General features: G+C 35.2%; 14 protein-coding genes. 3 read left to right on the top strand and 11 right to left on the bottom strand.

Annotated features, from left to right (window positions below; genetic code table 11):
• Positions 1-17 precede the first annotated feature (17 nt).
• From DFR56_RS15395 to DFR56_RS15370, 6 genes are all read right to left on the bottom strand, one after another.
• Positions 18-1,001, bottom strand: coding sequence for an alpha-ketoacid dehydrogenase subunit beta (locus DFR56_RS15395; protein WP_110396343.1), 984 nt, complete (start codon positions 999-1,001; stop codon positions 18-20).
• A gap of 12 nt (positions 1,002-1,013) precedes the next feature.
• A complete protein-coding gene (locus tag DFR56_RS15390; RefSeq protein WP_110396342.1) occupies positions 1,014-2,006 on the bottom strand; it encodes a thiamine pyrophosphate-dependent dehydrogenase E1 component subunit alpha in 993 nt (330 codons plus the stop codon).
• Between the two features lie 13 nt (positions 2,007-2,019).
• Positions 2,020-3,444, bottom strand: coding sequence for a dihydrolipoyl dehydrogenase (lpdA, locus tag DFR56_RS15385; protein WP_110396341.1), 1,425 nt, complete (start codon positions 3,442-3,444; stop codon positions 2,020-2,022).
• An 18-nt stretch (positions 3,445-3,462) separates the two neighbouring features.
• Positions 3,463-4,548, bottom strand: a complete 1,086-nt coding sequence (gene buk, locus DFR56_RS15380) for a butyrate kinase (protein ID WP_110396340.1) — start codon at positions 4,546-4,548, stop codon at positions 3,463-3,465.
• A 21-nt stretch (positions 4,549-4,569) separates the two neighbouring features.
• Complete coding sequence (locus tag DFR56_RS15375; RefSeq protein WP_110396339.1) at positions 4,570-5,652, bottom strand: Glu/Leu/Phe/Val family dehydrogenase; 1,083 nt, start codon at positions 5,650-5,652, stop codon at positions 4,570-4,572.
• A gap of 153 nt (positions 5,653-5,805) precedes the next feature.
• Complete coding sequence (locus DFR56_RS15370) at positions 5,806-7,833, bottom strand: sigma-54 interaction domain-containing protein (RefSeq protein WP_377725291.1); 2,028 nt, start codon at positions 7,831-7,833, stop codon at positions 5,806-5,808.
• 166 nt (positions 7,834-7,999) lie between these two features.
• On the opposite strand from DFR56_RS15370, the gene DFR56_RS15365 reads away from it, so the two are divergent.
• Both DFR56_RS15365 and DFR56_RS15360 read left to right on the top strand, forming a co-directional pair.
• On the top strand, positions 8,000-8,236 hold the full coding sequence (locus DFR56_RS15365) for a DUF2627 domain-containing protein (RefSeq protein ID WP_110396337.1): 237 nt from the start codon (positions 8,000-8,002) through the stop codon (positions 8,234-8,236).
• A 63-nt stretch (positions 8,237-8,299) separates the two neighbouring features.
• A complete protein-coding gene (locus tag DFR56_RS15360) occupies positions 8,300-9,646 on the top strand; it encodes an aspartate kinase (protein WP_110396336.1) in 1,347 nt (448 codons plus the stop codon).
• 47 nt (positions 9,647-9,693) lie between these two features.
• Here the strand turns inward: DFR56_RS15360 and DFR56_RS15355 are convergent, their stop codons facing one another.
• The 3 genes from DFR56_RS15355 to DFR56_RS15345 form a co-directional block, all read right to left on the bottom strand.
• On the bottom strand, positions 9,694-10,335 hold the full coding sequence (locus tag DFR56_RS15355; RefSeq protein ID WP_110396335.1) for a class D sortase: 642 nt from the start codon (positions 10,333-10,335) through the stop codon (positions 9,694-9,696).
• Positions 10,332-11,351, bottom strand: coding sequence for a processed acidic surface protein (locus tag DFR56_RS15350; protein ID WP_110396334.1), 1,020 nt, complete (start codon positions 11,349-11,351; stop codon positions 10,332-10,334). The genes DFR56_RS15355 and DFR56_RS15350 overlap by 4 nt, the downstream gene beginning before the upstream one ends.
• 105 nt (positions 11,352-11,456) lie before the next feature.
• A complete protein-coding gene (locus tag DFR56_RS15345; RefSeq protein WP_110396333.1) occupies positions 11,457-12,014 on the bottom strand; it encodes a helix-turn-helix domain-containing protein in 558 nt (185 codons plus the stop codon).
• A gap of 158 nt (positions 12,015-12,172) precedes the next feature.
• On the opposite strand from DFR56_RS15345, the gene DFR56_RS15340 reads away from it, so the two are divergent.
• Positions 12,173-13,651: an L-lactate permease gene (locus DFR56_RS15340; protein ID WP_110396332.1), complete on the top strand. Its 1,479-nt coding sequence runs from the start codon at positions 12,173-12,175 to the stop codon at positions 13,649-13,651.
• An 87-nt stretch (positions 13,652-13,738) separates the two neighbouring features.
• Here the strand turns inward: DFR56_RS15340 and spo0A are convergent, their stop codons facing one another.
• The gene (spo0A, locus tag DFR56_RS15335; protein ID WP_110396331.1) at positions 13,739-14,521 is read right to left on the bottom strand and encodes a sporulation transcription factor Spo0A; all 783 of its coding nucleotides are present in this window, start codon (positions 14,519-14,521) and stop codon (positions 13,739-13,741) included.
• Between the two features lie 129 nt (positions 14,522-14,650).
• Positions 14,651-15,913 (bottom strand): SpoIVB peptidase, encoded by a 1,263-nt coding sequence (gene spoIVB / locus DFR56_RS15330; RefSeq protein WP_110396330.1) that lies wholly within the window; start codon positions 15,911-15,913, stop codon positions 14,651-14,653.
• Positions 15,914-15,918 lie beyond the last annotated feature (5 nt).

The following is a 15,918-nucleotide window of genomic DNA, read 5'->3' as shown; positions in this document are numbered from 1 at the left end:
CTAATTGGTAAAATAGCCTAAAAACGTGCTAATTCACGTAAACTAGCAGCAATCTTTTCTTCTGTAATAAGGAATTCCTTTTCTAACGGATGTGCATATGGCATGGCCGGAATTTCAGGAGCCGCAAGCCTTCGCACAGGTGCATCCAGTTCAAATAAACAATGCTCAGCAATGATTGCCGCTACTTCCCCAATAACACTGCCTTCTTTATTATCTTCTGTCACGAGCAGTACTTTACCTGTTTTACTCGCTGCTTCTATAATAGCCTCCTGATCTAGAGGATAAACGGTTCTTAAATCTAAAATATGAACGTCAATTCCTTCTTTTTCAAGCTCTGTTGCAGCTTGTTTGGCTTGATGGACACTTAATCCATATGTGATGACTGTAACATCTGTACCTTCCCTTTTAATGTCCGCTTTTCCAATTGGAATAAGATAATCTTCTTCTGGAACTTCTTCTTTCAAAAGTCTGTATGCGCGTTTATGCTCGAAAAATAACACTGGATCATTATCACGAATCGCTGCCTTTAATAATCCTTTTGCATCATATGGGGATGAAGGTATCACAACTTTTAATCCAGGATGGCTGTTAAACATCGCTTCAACGGACTGAGAATGATATAAAGCTCCAGCGATCCCACCACCATACGGGGCACGAATAGTAATGGGACAATTCCAATCATTATTTGATCGATATCTTATTTTAGCCGCTTCGGATACAATTTGGTTGACAGCTGGAAAAATGAAATCAGCGAATTGGATTTCCGCAATTGGTCTCATTCCATACATAGCAGCCCCAATGCCCACACCGACGATAGCTGATTCGGCTAATGGTGCATCAATGACACGGTCTTCTCCATACATGTCATAGAGTCCTTCTGTTGCTTTAAATACGCCACCTTTTGTTCCGACATCTTCTCCTACGATAAATACATTATCATCTCTTTGCAGTTCTTCTTCCATCGCCATTCTGATTGCTTGAATATAGGTTAATTCACTCATCTTAATCCCCCCTCACTTTTCATAAACATAATCTAGTAATGTACTATTGGGAGCAAATGCTGCCTGTTCTGCATAATCAGTAGCTTCGTTTACTTCTGCATTAATTTCATCATTTATTTCCTTTTCAAGGGATGGCGTTAATAGACCAATATCTTGTAAATAAGCAGAAAAGCTTCCAATACAATCATTCTTTTTCGCCTCTTCTAACTGTTCCTTTGTACGATAACTTCTGTCATTATCGTCACTTGAGTGAGCAGTCAGTCTAACCGTAAGTGCTTCAATTAATGTTGGTCCTTCCCCGTTTATCGCTCGCTCTCTTGCTTCTTTTACTGCACGATACACTTCGAGCGGATTATTACCATCTACGAGGATTCCAGGCATACCGTATGACTTTGCTCGTACCGCAATATTTTCACTTGCAATTTGTTTTTCAAAAGGTACGGAAATAGCCAATTGATTATTTTGTACAACCGTAATGACAGGTAGTTTATGAACCCCAGCAAAGTTCAATCCTTCATGAAAGTCGCCTTGGTTTGTTGACCCATCTCCTAATGTCGTTAATGTCACAAAGTTTTGCTGCTTTAATTTTGCTGCTAAAGCAAACCCTACTGCATGTGGTACTTGAGTTGTTACAGGAGATGAGCCGGTAATAATTCGATTTTTCTTTTGACCGAAATGCCCAGGCATTTGTCTACCACCTGAATTGGGATCTTCCGCTTTGGCGAAACCCGATAACATTAAATCTTTTGTCGTCATTCCAAAAGCAAGAACAATACCCATATCTCTGTAATATGGAGCAATATAATCGACATCACGATCTAATGCAAAGGCTGTTCCTACCTGTGCCGCTTCTTGACCTTGACAAGAAATAACGAAAGGAATTTTTCCTGCTCGATTTAACAGCCACATTCTCTCATCTATTTTTCTAGCTAAAATCATTGTTTTATACATTTCTACTACATCTTTATCTCGGAGCCCTAAAGAAGAATGTTTATTTTCTCCCATTGTTTTTCTCTCCTTATCCATGAATTTGTAACCCTTCCACTGCTAATGCAGCCTCTGAAAAAATTTCCGATAAAGTTGGATGTGGGTGCATTGTTTGCGCTATTTCCCAAGCAGTTGCATCTAGCATTCTTGCAAGGCTCGCCTCTGAGATCATATCTGTTACTTGAGGACCAACCATATGAATTCCTATGATGTCTTCCGTCTTTTTATCGACGATTATTTTGGCAAATCCTTTTGCATCACCAACTACATGCGCTTTTCCAATTGCTTGAAATGGAAACTTTCCTATTTTTAGTTGATAGCCTTGCTCGAGTGCTTCTTGCTCCGTTAATCCAACACGACCGACTTCAGGGGAAGAATAAATGCATGATGGTATCTGATTTTTAGAGATCGGATCTGGGTTCAGTCCAGCCATATGTTCAACAGCAATTTTCCCTTCTGCTGCTGCAACATGGGCAAGTTGCATCCCACCAATACAGTCTCCAATTGCATATATATGTGATTCTTTCGTTTGATACATATCATTTGTTATGATCACATTATTTTTTACTTGGATATTTGTATTTGTAAGTCCGATTTGATTAATATTAGCTTCTCTTCCTATTGAAACTAGTATTTTTTCCACCGTTACTTTCTGCACTTGTCCCTCTTGTTCCACATCGACATCAATAAACGAATCGTTGATTTTTAACGAATCCGCATCAAGTTTTGCACCAGTTAAAAATTTCACACCTCTTCGTTGAAGTTCCTTTTTCACTTCATGACGAACATCACTATCTTCATCGATTAAAATATGTTCACTACTTTCAACGACCGTTACTTGTACACCTAAATCTTGAAGCATAGAAGCCCACTCTACACCGATTACGCCGCCGCCAATAATAAGGATAGATGTTGGTAACTCCTTCATTTGTAAGGCATCATCAGAATTTAAAATATGAATACCATCTATATCAAAGCCTTGTAAAGGCCTAGGTTTAGATCCTGTTGCAATCAGCACTTGTTTAGGTACAAGCATCGTATTATCTTCCTTATCATGATGTTCGATTGAAATAGTTCCAGGCATCGGTGAAAAGATACTTGGACCTAATATACGGCCAAATCCTTCATACACATCTACTTTCGCTTTTTTTACTAATGCTTTTACCCCTTCATGTAAAGTGTGAATAATCGTATCTTTTCGTTTTTGTGCATTGGTTAAATTGAATGCATAGGTGTCCAATTCAATTCCAAAGTCTTCTACATCCTTCATTTGCCGATACATTTCAGCAGATCTTAGTAATGCTTTTGAAGGGATGCAGCCCCGATGCAGACACGTACCACCTAATTGTTGATCTTCTACAATTGCGACTTGCATGCCAAGTTGTGAAGCACGAATTGCTGCTACATAACCACCAGTTCCCCCACCTAAAACGACGAGATCATATTCTTTCGTCATACAGTCTCTTCTCCTTTATTAGAGATTTCTTATATACTTTTTGGCACTTTCTTCTTTGCGTAATACTCTTAATGTGCCTGCATTCAATGCTTGGAGATCGTACTCACCAGGATAAATAAATATATCTGCAATCCAATGTACCCTTTCTGTAATAAATTCAGTCAATTTTTTGCTATGTGATAATTCACCTGTTAGAACAACTCCATCCACCATGCCCCCCAACACTGTTGCCATGGAACCAATTTCTTTAGCGATTTGATAGGCCATTGCTTCAAACACATTTTTAGCAAGTGGATCATGTTGATTAATTTTTTTCTCAATTTCTTCTACATTATCTGTATGTAAGTATGCTTTAATGCCGCCTTTATAAGTAATTTCACGAATAAGATTATCTTTTGAATACTGACCCGAAAAGCAAAGTTCAATGAGAGCTTCAGAAGGTATTGTCCCTGCACGTTCAAGAGAAAAAGGACCATCACCATGTAAACCATTATTCACATCAATCACTTTTCCCCGCTCATGGGCTCCAATTGTAATGCCATTTCCTAAATGAGCAACAATAAGATTCGCTTTTTCATACGTGGTATGTAATTCTTGTGCTGCTTGCCTGGCAACTGCCTTTTGGTTTAAAGCATGAAAAATACTCTTTCGTTCAATGCCTGGTAAACCAGAAAGCTTTGCAATTGAACTTAATTCATCCACAACTGGTGGATCAACAAAAAAGGCAGGTATATTCAAACCGTGGGCTATTTCATAAGCAAGAATTCCTCCTAAATTAGACGCATGCTTACCGTTATAACTGTTTTTCAAATCAATCAGGACATCTTCCGTAACTTCATAAGTTCCGCCTTCCACGGGTCGTAATAATCCGCCATTTGCGGCTACGGCATCTAATTTTGACATATTGATCCCAGCATCAATTAAAAGCTGTAAAATTTCTTTCTTACGAACCATTACTTCATTATCTATTTCCGTTAAATCATTTTTAAAAACGGAATGGTGGTGAATAGACTGTTTAAAAATACACATTTCATTATGAAAAATACTAATAATGGTAGTTGTTGTTTTTGGATTAATAATTAAAATTCGATACCGCTTTTGCACGAATGATTCCTCCACGACTAATTACTTTAAAATATGTTTCTGGTTCGGTAAAAATTGTCGGTTAGAAAGGCGTAACGATTTAATTCTTTCTTCCGCCATCTGATCCGCCGCCAAGTAGGTTGGTATATTATGTTCTTTTGATATAGCAAATACTTTACCTAAAATGGTATAAATGGACTCTACTTTTTTCAATACACGATTTCGATCATACCCTTGCAATTCATCTGCTACATTGATCACTCCACCAGAATTAATGACATAATCAGGTGCATAAATGATTCCTTTTTCGTGGATAAGATCTCCATGCCTATTATCAAGAAGTTGGTTATTTGCGCTTCCTGCGATAACCTTTGCTTTTAATCTAGAAATCGTATCGTCATTTATCGTTCCTCCAAGCGCACAAGGAGAATAAATATCGCAATCGACATCATATATGTCATCTGGTGCAACTGCTTTTGCATGAAATGCAGTAACAGCACGATCGATCGCTTCTTGATTGATGTCCGTGACAATCAAATGAGCCCCTTCTTCATGTAAAAGATGACATAAATGATACGCAACATGGCCAACCCCTTGAACGGCAATCGTTTTTTCTTTTAATGAATCATGACCAAAAGCTGCTCTTGCTGCTGCTTTCATCCCCTTATAAATACCTAATGCTGTAACTGGGGAAGGGTCTCCAACACCACCACTTGAAGTACCTGTTACAAAATCCGTTTCCATATGTATTTGATCCATATCCTCTTCCGTTGTCCCAACATCTTCAGCAGTAATATAGCGACCATTTAAGCTTTCTACATATCTTCCAAAAGCACGGAACATTGCTTCACTTTTATCTTTTTTCGGATCACCAATAATGACTGCCTTTCCTCCACCCAAGTTTAGTCCTGCTGCTGCATTTTTATATGTCATCCCTCTTGCAAGCCTGAGCACATCTTCTAATGCCTCTTCCTCACTTCGATAATTCCACATTCTTGTACCACCTAATGCAGGTCCAAGCGTAGTATCATGAATAGCGATGATTCCTTTTAATCCTGAATTTTTATCGTAACAATAAACAATTTGTTCATAATCATGTTCCTCGATCATTTTAAAAACACTCATGTTTAACACTCCTTCAGTTTATATAATATTTATGCAAGTTTTATGCCAATTTAATAATGTTCCATTTCCACGAATGTAAGCGGTAATTCTTGCAACTTATTGCATAGTTGCATTTTTTTGCATGATATAATATGCAAGATGCAAAAAATGGATTCATCTATCAAGACCATATTTTTCAATTTTATAATACAAATTACGGACAGAAATGTTTAACTGTTTAGCGGTAGCTGTCTTATTGTGATCATTTTCTTTATACACATGTGCAATATACTCTCTTTCATATTGATCCATTGCATCTTGCAAAGTCCTATTCGTAGTTGTTTGACGGAGATTTGCTTCTGCTTTTTCACGTTTTAGTTGCAAATCCGGTAAATACTTAAAATGAATTTCTTCCTCTGTAACATCCATAAAAATAGCCGCTCTACCAATTACGTTTTCCAACTCCCTAATATTGCCTGGCCAATGATATTGTCGTAATTTTTCCAATGCGGTTGTAGAAATGGATGTTATATTTCGACCATATAGTTGATTTACTTTTGCAATCATATGATAAACAAGACTTGGTAAATCGTTCATTCTTTCCTGTAAAGAAGGGATATAGATTGGTAAACGATTCAATCGGTAATAGAGATCTTCCCGAAATGTTTTATTCGTAATAGCTTTTTCCAAATTAACATTTGTTGCAGTTATCACGCGAATATCTAACGGAATTGGGGTTGTCCCGCCAACCCTGACGACTTCTTTCTCTTGTAATACTCGGAGTAACTTTGCTTGCATGGCTAATGATAATTCACCAATTTCATCTAAAAAAATACTTCCTAAATTGGCCTCTTCAAATAAACCTTTCTTGCCACCAGCTTTTGCTCCAGTAAATGCACCTTCTTCATAACCAAATAATTCGCTCTCAAGAACGGATTCAGCGATCGCTGCACAATTAACCCGGATAAATTTATTATGTTTTCGGTCACTCTCATTATGAATCGCGTGGGCAAACAATTCCTTTCCTGTACCTGAAGCTCCCCTTAAGAGAACAGTTGCTGGGGTTTTTGCTCCTATTTTAGCTTGTTCAATCGCGATCATCATTTCTGATGAGGTTCCGATAATATCATCAAACGTATAAGTCGCTTCTAAATTACGAATAATTTGTTTCGCTCTTTTTAGCTCTGTCGTTAATTGTTGGATCTCTGAAATATCATGAATAACTGCGACACTACCTTTTAACTTACCTGCAACAATAATTGGCGCAACATTCACAATCACTTCTTTTTTAAAAGGTCCTACTTTCATTTTTGCCCCTCTAACGGGTCTCCTCGTTTGCAGGACTTGTAAATGCATACTTTCCCCTTCAGAAATATCGACTGTTGCAGGTTTTCCAATCACTTCTTTTTCAGTTAATCCTGTAATTCGCGTATAGGCTGGGTTAATAATAAGACCATTTCCATCCTCATCTACAACACTAATCGCTTCGTCTGAAGAGTGGATGATTGCTTCTAGCATCGTTTTAATTTCTTTTAAATCTGTATTTTCTTCTGCAAGGGAAATTACTTCATTACTATCTTTAAAAATGGCAAAAGCTCCGATAAGATGATGTTTATCATTAATTAATGGAATTCTCGTCGTAATAATTTGCTTCCCATTTTCAAGCGTTAGTTTTTGGTTTACCTCTTTTTTTTGATTTTGTAACACTTTCGGAAGCCGTGTGTTTTTCACAATGTGCTTAATATGTTCACCTGTCGCACTATCTTTATTAACTCCAGTAATTTCACTTGCTGCTTTATTCATAAATTGAACAATTTCTTCATTATTAACGACAATTAACCCATCTCTTATATTGTTTAAAATTAACTCCAAATTATTAAATTGAATATTTCTTTCGATTAAAAGCGGTTTTATTGTCCGTAAAATAGAGGCCTGAATAAGAATCGTTTTTTCTTGCTTATGTTCATTAATGTACTTAATCACTTTTTCGTCATCATTCGTTTCGATAATATAATCAAGCTTCTCGTCTAACCATTTCTCAACTTTATCATCTTGCTTAATTTGTAATGATTTTGCTAACTCATCAACAACAGATTGTTTACCCGCGTCAATTATTGCAATAATTTTCATAGTTGGAAAATTAGCGATAATTCGAATGTAGTCATAAGCAAGCTTATTTGCTCCAACGATTAATACATTCATTAAGATCATCACCACCTTGAAATAATTTGCGTGCATTTTAATTTCATCATACGTTAACTTGCAATTATTAGCAAGAATATATTCAATTTCTACATCCTTTACATTTCATTTCAAAGAAACGTTTGCTATACTAATAATATTCATCATGGGGAAAAAGGGGAAAAAGATGATTCGTATTATTGCAACTATTATCTTATTTATTCCAGGTATTATTGGTGCTTTCGGTATTAAGTTAATGAGAGATGCTTTATTTGCTGATGTGTATCCGATCTTAGTCAATGAAGGAATCCAATTTTTCGTTGGGCTCATTATGTTCTTGGGGGGTCTTGCTTTTATCGGTGGTTTTATTTACCATCGAGATAAAAAAAGACAATTAGTAAAAAAGCGATCTAATAAGCTATAAAATAACTGTTAAAAATGATAAAATGGTGAATGTCAAAGTCGTGTATAACGTGGAGGGAAACGAATGAAAGTAGCAAAGTTTGGTGGCAGTTCTGTGGCTGATGCCAATCAATTTAGAAAAGTAGGCAATATCATTAAAGAGGATGATAGCAGAAAATTGATCGTCGTATCCGCACCTGGAAAACGACATGAACATGATGTTAAAATGACGGATTTATTGATTCGTTTAGGAAACGCTTATGTAAAAGATGAAAAATACAAGTCGTATTTGATTACGATTATGGATCGCTTCTCAAAAATAATTAGTGAATTAAAATTGTCAGATCAATTAACGAAAGAAATTGAAGATAAATTACATTCGATTATGACTAGTGATTTAGCTTATGATGATATGCTTAATTGTTTTAAAGCTGTTGGAGAGGATAGTTCCGCCAAAATATTGAGTGCTTATTTACAATCACTCGGAATTGATGCGAAATATGTAAATCCGAAGGATGCCGGAATCATTGTAAAAAACGACCCATGCGGGGCGCAACTACTTCCAGAAAGCTTTGAAGCTATTTATGAACTTCGTCAAGAAAAAGGAATCCTTGTGATACCTGGATTTTTCGGGTATACGACCGATGGAATACTTGCAACCTTTTCGCGTGGGGGATCTGACATTACCGGATCGATTATTGCAGCAGGAGTAAAAGCAGAACTATATGAAAATTTTACAGATGTTGATTCTGTTTATTCGGTAAATCCTTCTATTATCAATAATCCAAAAGAAATAAAAGTGTTGACATATCGTGAAATGCGCGAATTATCTTATGCAGGGTTTTCTGTATTCCATGATGAGGCATTAATTCCTGCCTTTAACGCTCATATCCCTGTTTGCATTAAAAACACAAATAATCCATCTGCACCAGGAACAATGATTGTTGCAAATAAAAAACCAAACAGCAAATGTGTCGTGGGAATTGCAAGTGATTCAGGTTTTAGTAGTTTTTATATTAGTAAATTTTTAATGAACCGTGAGTTAGGTTTCGGGAGAAAATTATTTCAAATTTTAGAGGAAGAAGAAGTTTCCTTTGAGCATGCTCCATCTGGTATTGATGATATGTCGATTATTATTCGTGATAGTCAGTTAACAGAAGAAAAAGAAGCAATTATTGTTGAACGTTTCAATAAAGAATTACAAGCTGATATCGTTACCGTTCATAGAGATCTAGCCCTTATTATGATCGTTGGTGAAGGAATGAAAGAAACGATAGGTATGGCTCAAACAGCTACAAGAGCACTCGGTGAAGCGAAAGTGAATATCGAAATGATTAACCAAGGTTCTTCGGAAGTGTCCATGATGTTTGGAATTAAGTCAAATGATCTACATCGGGCTATCAAGTCATTGTACAATGCTTTTTTTGAATAAATAAAGAAAAGAGTTACTGTGTTTGTTTTTCACAGTAACTCTTTTCTTTATGATGCAGTTATTTCTTTTGATATTAAATTCGCAACTAACACATATCTTTCAGGCGCCGCTCCAACAAAGTAAAACGGATAACATGTACTAACCGTTAACGTTGCCCGCGGTTTTGGCACAATGGCCGTGCGATCATCTTCATCAACAATTCGTACTTTTTTTACTTTATATGTAAACTCGCCTGCAGATGTTTTAACAATTAATAAGTCTCCTTCTCCTACTTCCCCTAGTTCTCGGAAAATAGTGTCACGATGCCCAGATAATACTGAATTATCGTTCTCTCCTGGAAGAACACTTTCCGCAAAATGTCCCACTCCATTTTCTAACTCGTCCTCACTAGTTCCGTGAAAAATAGGCAGAGTAGCCTCAAGTTTAGGAATATACAATTCGCCCATTTCTTCACCAATTTCAGGTCGAACGGGATAGAGTTCGACATGTTCATTTTCGACTTTTTGCTCCGTTTTCTCTTCAGATTGGCTTACAGTAAGGACTACATCTTCCGATTGTTTTGTCTTATACATAAAATAACCTTTAGCAAACTTATATGTGTTTGTCGTTGAAAACCAAAATCCAAAAATAATTAAAGCCAAGCTTAATCCAAGGAGAATAAATCTTCTTTTTCTCCACTTTTTTTTCATGAAGTCATTTTCCTTGTCTTACGGTACACTACTACACCAACGAAAAGGGCGGCCAAACCAATTAACATATTACTACCGTAGTCAGACGCTGTTTTTGGAAGTTTAGCCCCTTTAGGTGTTTTAACTGCAGTATTTTTCATTTCTGTTTTAGAAATTTCTTGTATTTTTTTAACGTCATTTCCACTTTGGTGAATCGTATTGGAATTCACCATTTCACCAGTTAGAATAATGTCTGCTAAAAAATTCCCTTGAAGATTGTAAAAAGAAATTTTTAATTTAGCATTAGTAAGTTCAGTTAAGTTCATTAGCTCAGTAAGTGAAAGCTCTTTTTCTGTTCCATCTTTCATTAAGTGATATGTAGCTTTTAATTGAAATAAATCAAGAAACTCGTTATAGATGGCTAAGAGTTCAGCAATATCAGACTCAGTCAAATCACTTACCATATCGAAATCAGTAAAGCCAATCATACGGTAAGCTAAATTTTCCAGTCTTTGTAGAGTTTGTTCATTACTAAAATGTGTTTCCAATGACTCAAAATGAGCGATTAGGTTGTCCAATTCTTCAGGTGTTAAATCAAATTCTTGAAAGAGGACTTCAAACAATTCTTCAAATGCCACTTCCAAATCTTCGTCTGAATATACGATAAGTGCAATTTCTAAGTCATCTAAAAAGATGTAGTCACTTAGTTCTTCTCCATACTCTGTAAGTAGATCATTTAATTTCTTTTCCGTTAAATCATACTCATGATAAAGATCATTCAAATTGCTTAAATCTGCATTGATTACTTCACCTAAAACTTCTTTTAACTCATTGATGGATGAATAATCAGTTAGGCTGTCACCAAAACCATTAAGATAATCTTCTAAATCTTCTTTCGTAAACGTAATTCCACGTTTTGTACTAATTTCTTCTAAATAACTTTCGAGTTCATTACTTTTAACTGTTGCATGTGTAAAGGTTGGATAGCCAATCGTTATAATAGTACATGCTAAAAGTAAAACAAAGATCCTTCTCATATTTTTCCTCCTAATGAGCAAAAATGCCCAAAATAATAAATCAATTATAGAGGAATTTTTACCGCTTTACAATACTAAATTTAATTTAAATATATTCAATCTATTTCAGACAATTTGATGTGAATCAATAATTAAATAGAATTGGCATTCTTCATTTACTAGGTTTGTAAGACGATGTTTTAAGTCAGCTTCAAAGTAAATGGAGTCCCCTTTTTCGAGCACAAATATTTTAGGTTGTTCCCCTAATTCTATTTGTAGTTTTCCGTGTGTTACATGGATACACTCTTTCACTCCTTTTCTGTGAGCCGGAAAGGTGCCTGTACTTTGTAAAGGAGGGAGGATGTGTAAAATAAACTCTAATCCTTTTCCGGAAAAGGAAGGTGATAATAAATGTCTTTCTACCCCACTTGTTTCATCTTTATATACTAGCCTTTCATTTTCCCGAATGAATATAACTTCTTGTTTTTCTTGTTCCCCTAATAAATAAGAAATAGTAACTTCTAACCCTTCTGCAATTTGTGAAGCAACTTGGATAGTTGGATTTTTTTCTCCTCTTTCAATCATTGATAACATCGATCTACTTACCTTTGAACGATCCGCTAGTTCCTCCAATGTTAAATTCTTCTTTCTTCTTATCCTTTTTACGTTTATTCCAAACTTCACTTCATTTTCTCCTCCGATTTCTACTATAGTAGAAAATTATCTTGACCGAATTCACCCCATTTTATATACTGGAATTAAATCCACTATAGGAGATTTTTTATGATCATATCAAGAAATAGTGGATCCTACAAGCATCTTCCTAATAGGGGGCAATGATCATGTCATTTTTTATTGCTATTTTACCGTTATTATGTATTTTTATTTTTTTGTTCTTGTTAAAACAAACATCTTTTCGTTCAGGTATTCCTGCTTTTATTTTAACAGTATTTATTGTATTGATCTATCCCATTTATCAACTTGAGCCAAGCGAAATTGTCTATTCTTCCATCAAGGGAATATTCATATCATTTATTGCTGCTTATGTACTTTTTTTCGGTATTCTTCTTTTTCATTTAATGAATAATATCGGTGCAATAAAGGACATTGCTTCATTTATCTCACAAGCAACAAATGATCATCTTCTTCAAGTAATGATGATGGTCGCTGGTCTATCTCCACTAATTGAATCTACAAGTGGGTTTGGTATTGCATTTATGATGGTTGCCCCTATTTTTATCGCATTAGGTTTTGAACGAATGAAGGCTGCTTTATTGGGACTTGTAAGTCTGCTTGCCGTGCCTTGGGGGGCATTAGCAACAGGAACAGTTATTGGCTCCGAACTTGGAAATATACCACTTCATATTTTAGGTACGGGCACCGCTTTCATCAGTATTCCTGTTTTTGTTTATTTTATGATGATAGCTCTTTATATTGCTGGCGGTTTACATGCCATTAAAACAAAGTGGAAGGAATTATTTCTATTTTCAATGACGTTTTCTGCTTCCATTCTGTTTTTTACTACTTTTATTAGTGTAGAACTTGCTGGTGTTCTTGCTTCTTTAACAGTTAGTGGGTTAGGTTTAATGATTATTAAATTTAAAAACAATAAGTCGGTCACATCTAGATCAAACGAAATATATACAGAAATAAACATCCTTAAAATAATAAGCCCTTATATTATTTTAACCATGTTTATTTTTGTCTCTCGTATGGTGGCACCCATTAGAGAGTTTTTAGAATCCCATATCGTTATTTCTTTCTATTCCTATTCTTTACCATTACTTTATTCACCTGGTTTTTGGCTATTGATTACTTGTTTATTAACAATTGTTATTTTCAATATTCAAAAAAAGACAATTATTCTTTCCTTTAAATCAACTATAAAACAATGGATTCCTTTCATGCTTACAACTACTACATTTGTAAGCATTTCGGAAGTGATGACAGAGGCAGGTATGACAAATCTTCTTGCGAATACAACAGCAGTAATAATAGGAACTAGCTTTATCTATATATCACCTTTCATTGGAGCATTAGGAGGTTTTCTTACTGGGAGTAATACGGGATCGAATGCAATGTTTATTAAATTACAAATTGAAACAGCTGAACAAGTTGGACTTTCCCCTAATTTAATCGCTTTTTCTCAAAATGCCAGCTCTTCGCATGCTACGATGGCAAGCCCTTCAAGGGTCATGCTTGGGGCATCTTTATGCGGAATTCACTCTCAAGAAAGTAAACTGTTGAAACATATTTCAGTTATTGCTTTAGGTGCAATCATACTGATTATGTTAACGACAGCTATTTATCCGTTCTTTTAATATCTTTTTCAAATTTAAAAAAGCCGATTTTCCTTTAAAAGAAAGCGGCTTTCTGATTAATAATATCATTTCATTATTTAGCACAAATTAACTCACTTTATACTCAAGACGCAACCTATCAGCCACCATTGCAATAAATTCTGAGTTCGTTGGCTTTGCTTTCGATATGCTAACCGTATAACCAAAAAGCTCTGTGATGGAGTCAATATTTCCTCTATTCCAAGCTACTTCAATCGCATGCCTAATTGCTCGTTCTACACGTGATGCAGTAGTATTATATTTTTTTGCAATATCCGGATACAATATTTTTGTAATCGAGCCTAATAATTCAATATCATGATACACCATTGTAATTGCCTCACGAATATATAAATAACCTTTTATATGTGCTGGTACACCAATTTCATGCATGATGCTCGTAATGCTTGCCTCTATATCTCCTTTTTCTTTACGATACGGTCGACTCGGTTCCGTAATTTTCATATGGTTATTATTCTGACCAGAAACTTCACGAATTTTTTCCACTAAATTTTCAAAATCGAATGGTTTTAAAATAAAATAGGATGCACCATATTCAACTGCTTTTCTCATGACTTCTTCTTGTCCAAATGCGGTAAGCATAATAATATTTGGTTGTTTTTCAAGTTTCTTTTCTCTTAGCTTCTGTAAAACGGCAAGACCATCCATATGAGGCATAATTATATCTAAAATTAATATATCTGGTTCTAATTCATCCATTATATTAATACATTCTCTTCCATCATAAGCGACACCAATTACCTCCATATCGTCTTGTCCGTTGAAATATTCTTCCATAATATGTACAAGCTCACGATTATCGTCTACGATACAAACAGATATTTTATCCAAAGTTTACACCATCCTCTTTTTTTTGCTACCTACTGTATATATTCGACACCATTTAAAATAATCCTCTTTATATTTTAAGAAAATAAAAACTTTCTGAAATCCTATTTTGGAAATCAGAAAGTTAGATGATTAACTCGCTTTTTCTTTATAAATATTGATTCCTGCTTCTTCCAACATCCATTCAATATGAACACCATATCCTGATGTGGGGTCATTTACAAATACATGTGTTACTGCTCCAACTATTTTATCATTTTGAATAATGGGGCTACCACTCATCCCTTGCACAATGCCACCAGTACGCTCTAATAAGCGTTCATCTGTTACTTTTATCACCATTCCCTTTGTGGAAGGATGTTTTTGAGGAACTGTATTAATAATCTCGATATCGAATTTTTCGACCTTTTCACCTTCAATGACGGTTAGAATGTGAGCAGGTCCTTTTTCTACTTCATTCGATAATCCTATTGGCATTGGTTCCTGTTTTTCATCTAAAATATCAGGATCTAATTTACCAAAAATTCCAAAAGGGCTATTTTTAGTGATCGTTCCTAATTTCTTATCTTTCATCGAAAATTTAGCTTGTTTTTCGCCTGGAATCCCTTGATTTCCTTTTTCAATGGACGTTACCTTTGAACGTACTATTTTACCTTCATGAATTTCGATCGGCTTTTTAGTATCTGTGTCAGATATAATATGACCTAATGCTCCATATTTACCTGATTCTTCTTCATAAAATGAAATGGTTCCAATTCCTGTCGCTGAATCCCTTATATAAAGACCAATTTGATAACTGTTATCTTTTTTATTTAACATAGGACGTAATGTTGTTTCAACAATTTCTTTTCCACGTTTTAGTTTAATCGAAATACTTTCTTTGTTTTTTCCCGCGTTACGAACGATAGGCTTTACATCGTCAAGTTGTTTAATCTTATTACCATTCATTTCTAAAATAACATCTCCAACATGAATATCAGCATCTTCCCCCGGTGAATTTGTACTTTGATTATTATAAACTAAATGATGACCAACAACTAATACACCTAAAGTGTGTAATTGAACTCCGACAGATTGACCACCTGGGATAACCTTTTTATCTTTGAGGACAGATACATTTACTTTTTTAACGGGGAAATTTGCTTTTTTATATACAATCTCACTGTCACCAGTCTCATTAGGATAAATTTTGTCATTTTGAGCTACAATATTATTTGCCGTGACATTAAAATCTTTACCTAATTTTGGGATGGACATTGGATTGTCATTTTGAAATGTAATAATATCATTTGGAATAGAAATATATTGCTTTACGTCGGTTAAAAAGGGGAAAATTAAAAAAAATATAAGGAGTAAAATACCAATAGTAGTTCTAATTTTACTCTTTGATGTCACTTTCG

This window comes from Pseudogracilibacillus auburnensis, assembly GCF_003201975.1.
GTDB lineage: Bacteria > Bacillota > Bacilli > Bacillales > Amphibacillaceae > Pseudogracilibacillus > Pseudogracilibacillus auburnensis.
Note: the sequence above shows the minus strand (reverse complement) of the source record. Positions and strands in the feature narration are given on the sequence as shown.

Bases quoted from the DNA above. Each gene is read 5' to 3' on its own strand.
- DFR56_RS15395 (WP_110396343.1), bottom strand. From the start codon at position 1,001: ATGAGTGAATTAACCTATATTCAAGCAATCAGAATGGCGATGGAAGAA.
- DFR56_RS15390 (WP_110396342.1), bottom strand. From the start codon at position 2,006: ATGGGAGAAAATAAACATTCTTCTTTAGGGCTCCGAGATAAAGATGTA.
- lpdA (WP_110396341.1), bottom strand. From the start codon at position 3,444: ATGACGAAAGAATATGATCTCGTCGTTTTAGGTGGGGGAACTGGTGGT.
- DFR56_RS15375 (WP_110396339.1), bottom strand. From the start codon at position 5,652: ATGAGTGTTTTTAAAATGATCGAGGAACATGATTATGAACAAATTGTT.
- DFR56_RS15370 (WP_377725291.1), bottom strand. From the start codon at position 7,833: ATGAATGTATTAATCGTTGGAGCAAATAAGCTTGCTTATGACTACATT.
- DFR56_RS15365 (WP_110396337.1), top strand. From the start codon at position 8,000: ATGATTCGTATTATTGCAACTATTATCTTATTTATTCCAGGTATTATT.
- DFR56_RS15360 (WP_110396336.1), top strand. From the start codon at position 8,300: ATGAAAGTAGCAAAGTTTGGTGGCAGTTCTGTGGCTGATGCCAATCAA.
- DFR56_RS15355 (WP_110396335.1), bottom strand. From the start codon at position 10,335: ATGAAAAAAAAGTGGAGAAAAAGAAGATTTATTCTCCTTGGATTAAGC.
- DFR56_RS15350 (WP_110396334.1), bottom strand. From the start codon at position 11,351: ATGAGAAGGATCTTTGTTTTACTTTTAGCATGTACTATTATAACGATT.
- DFR56_RS15340 (WP_110396332.1), top strand. From the start codon at position 12,173: ATGTCATTTTTTATTGCTATTTTACCGTTATTATGTATTTTTATTTTT.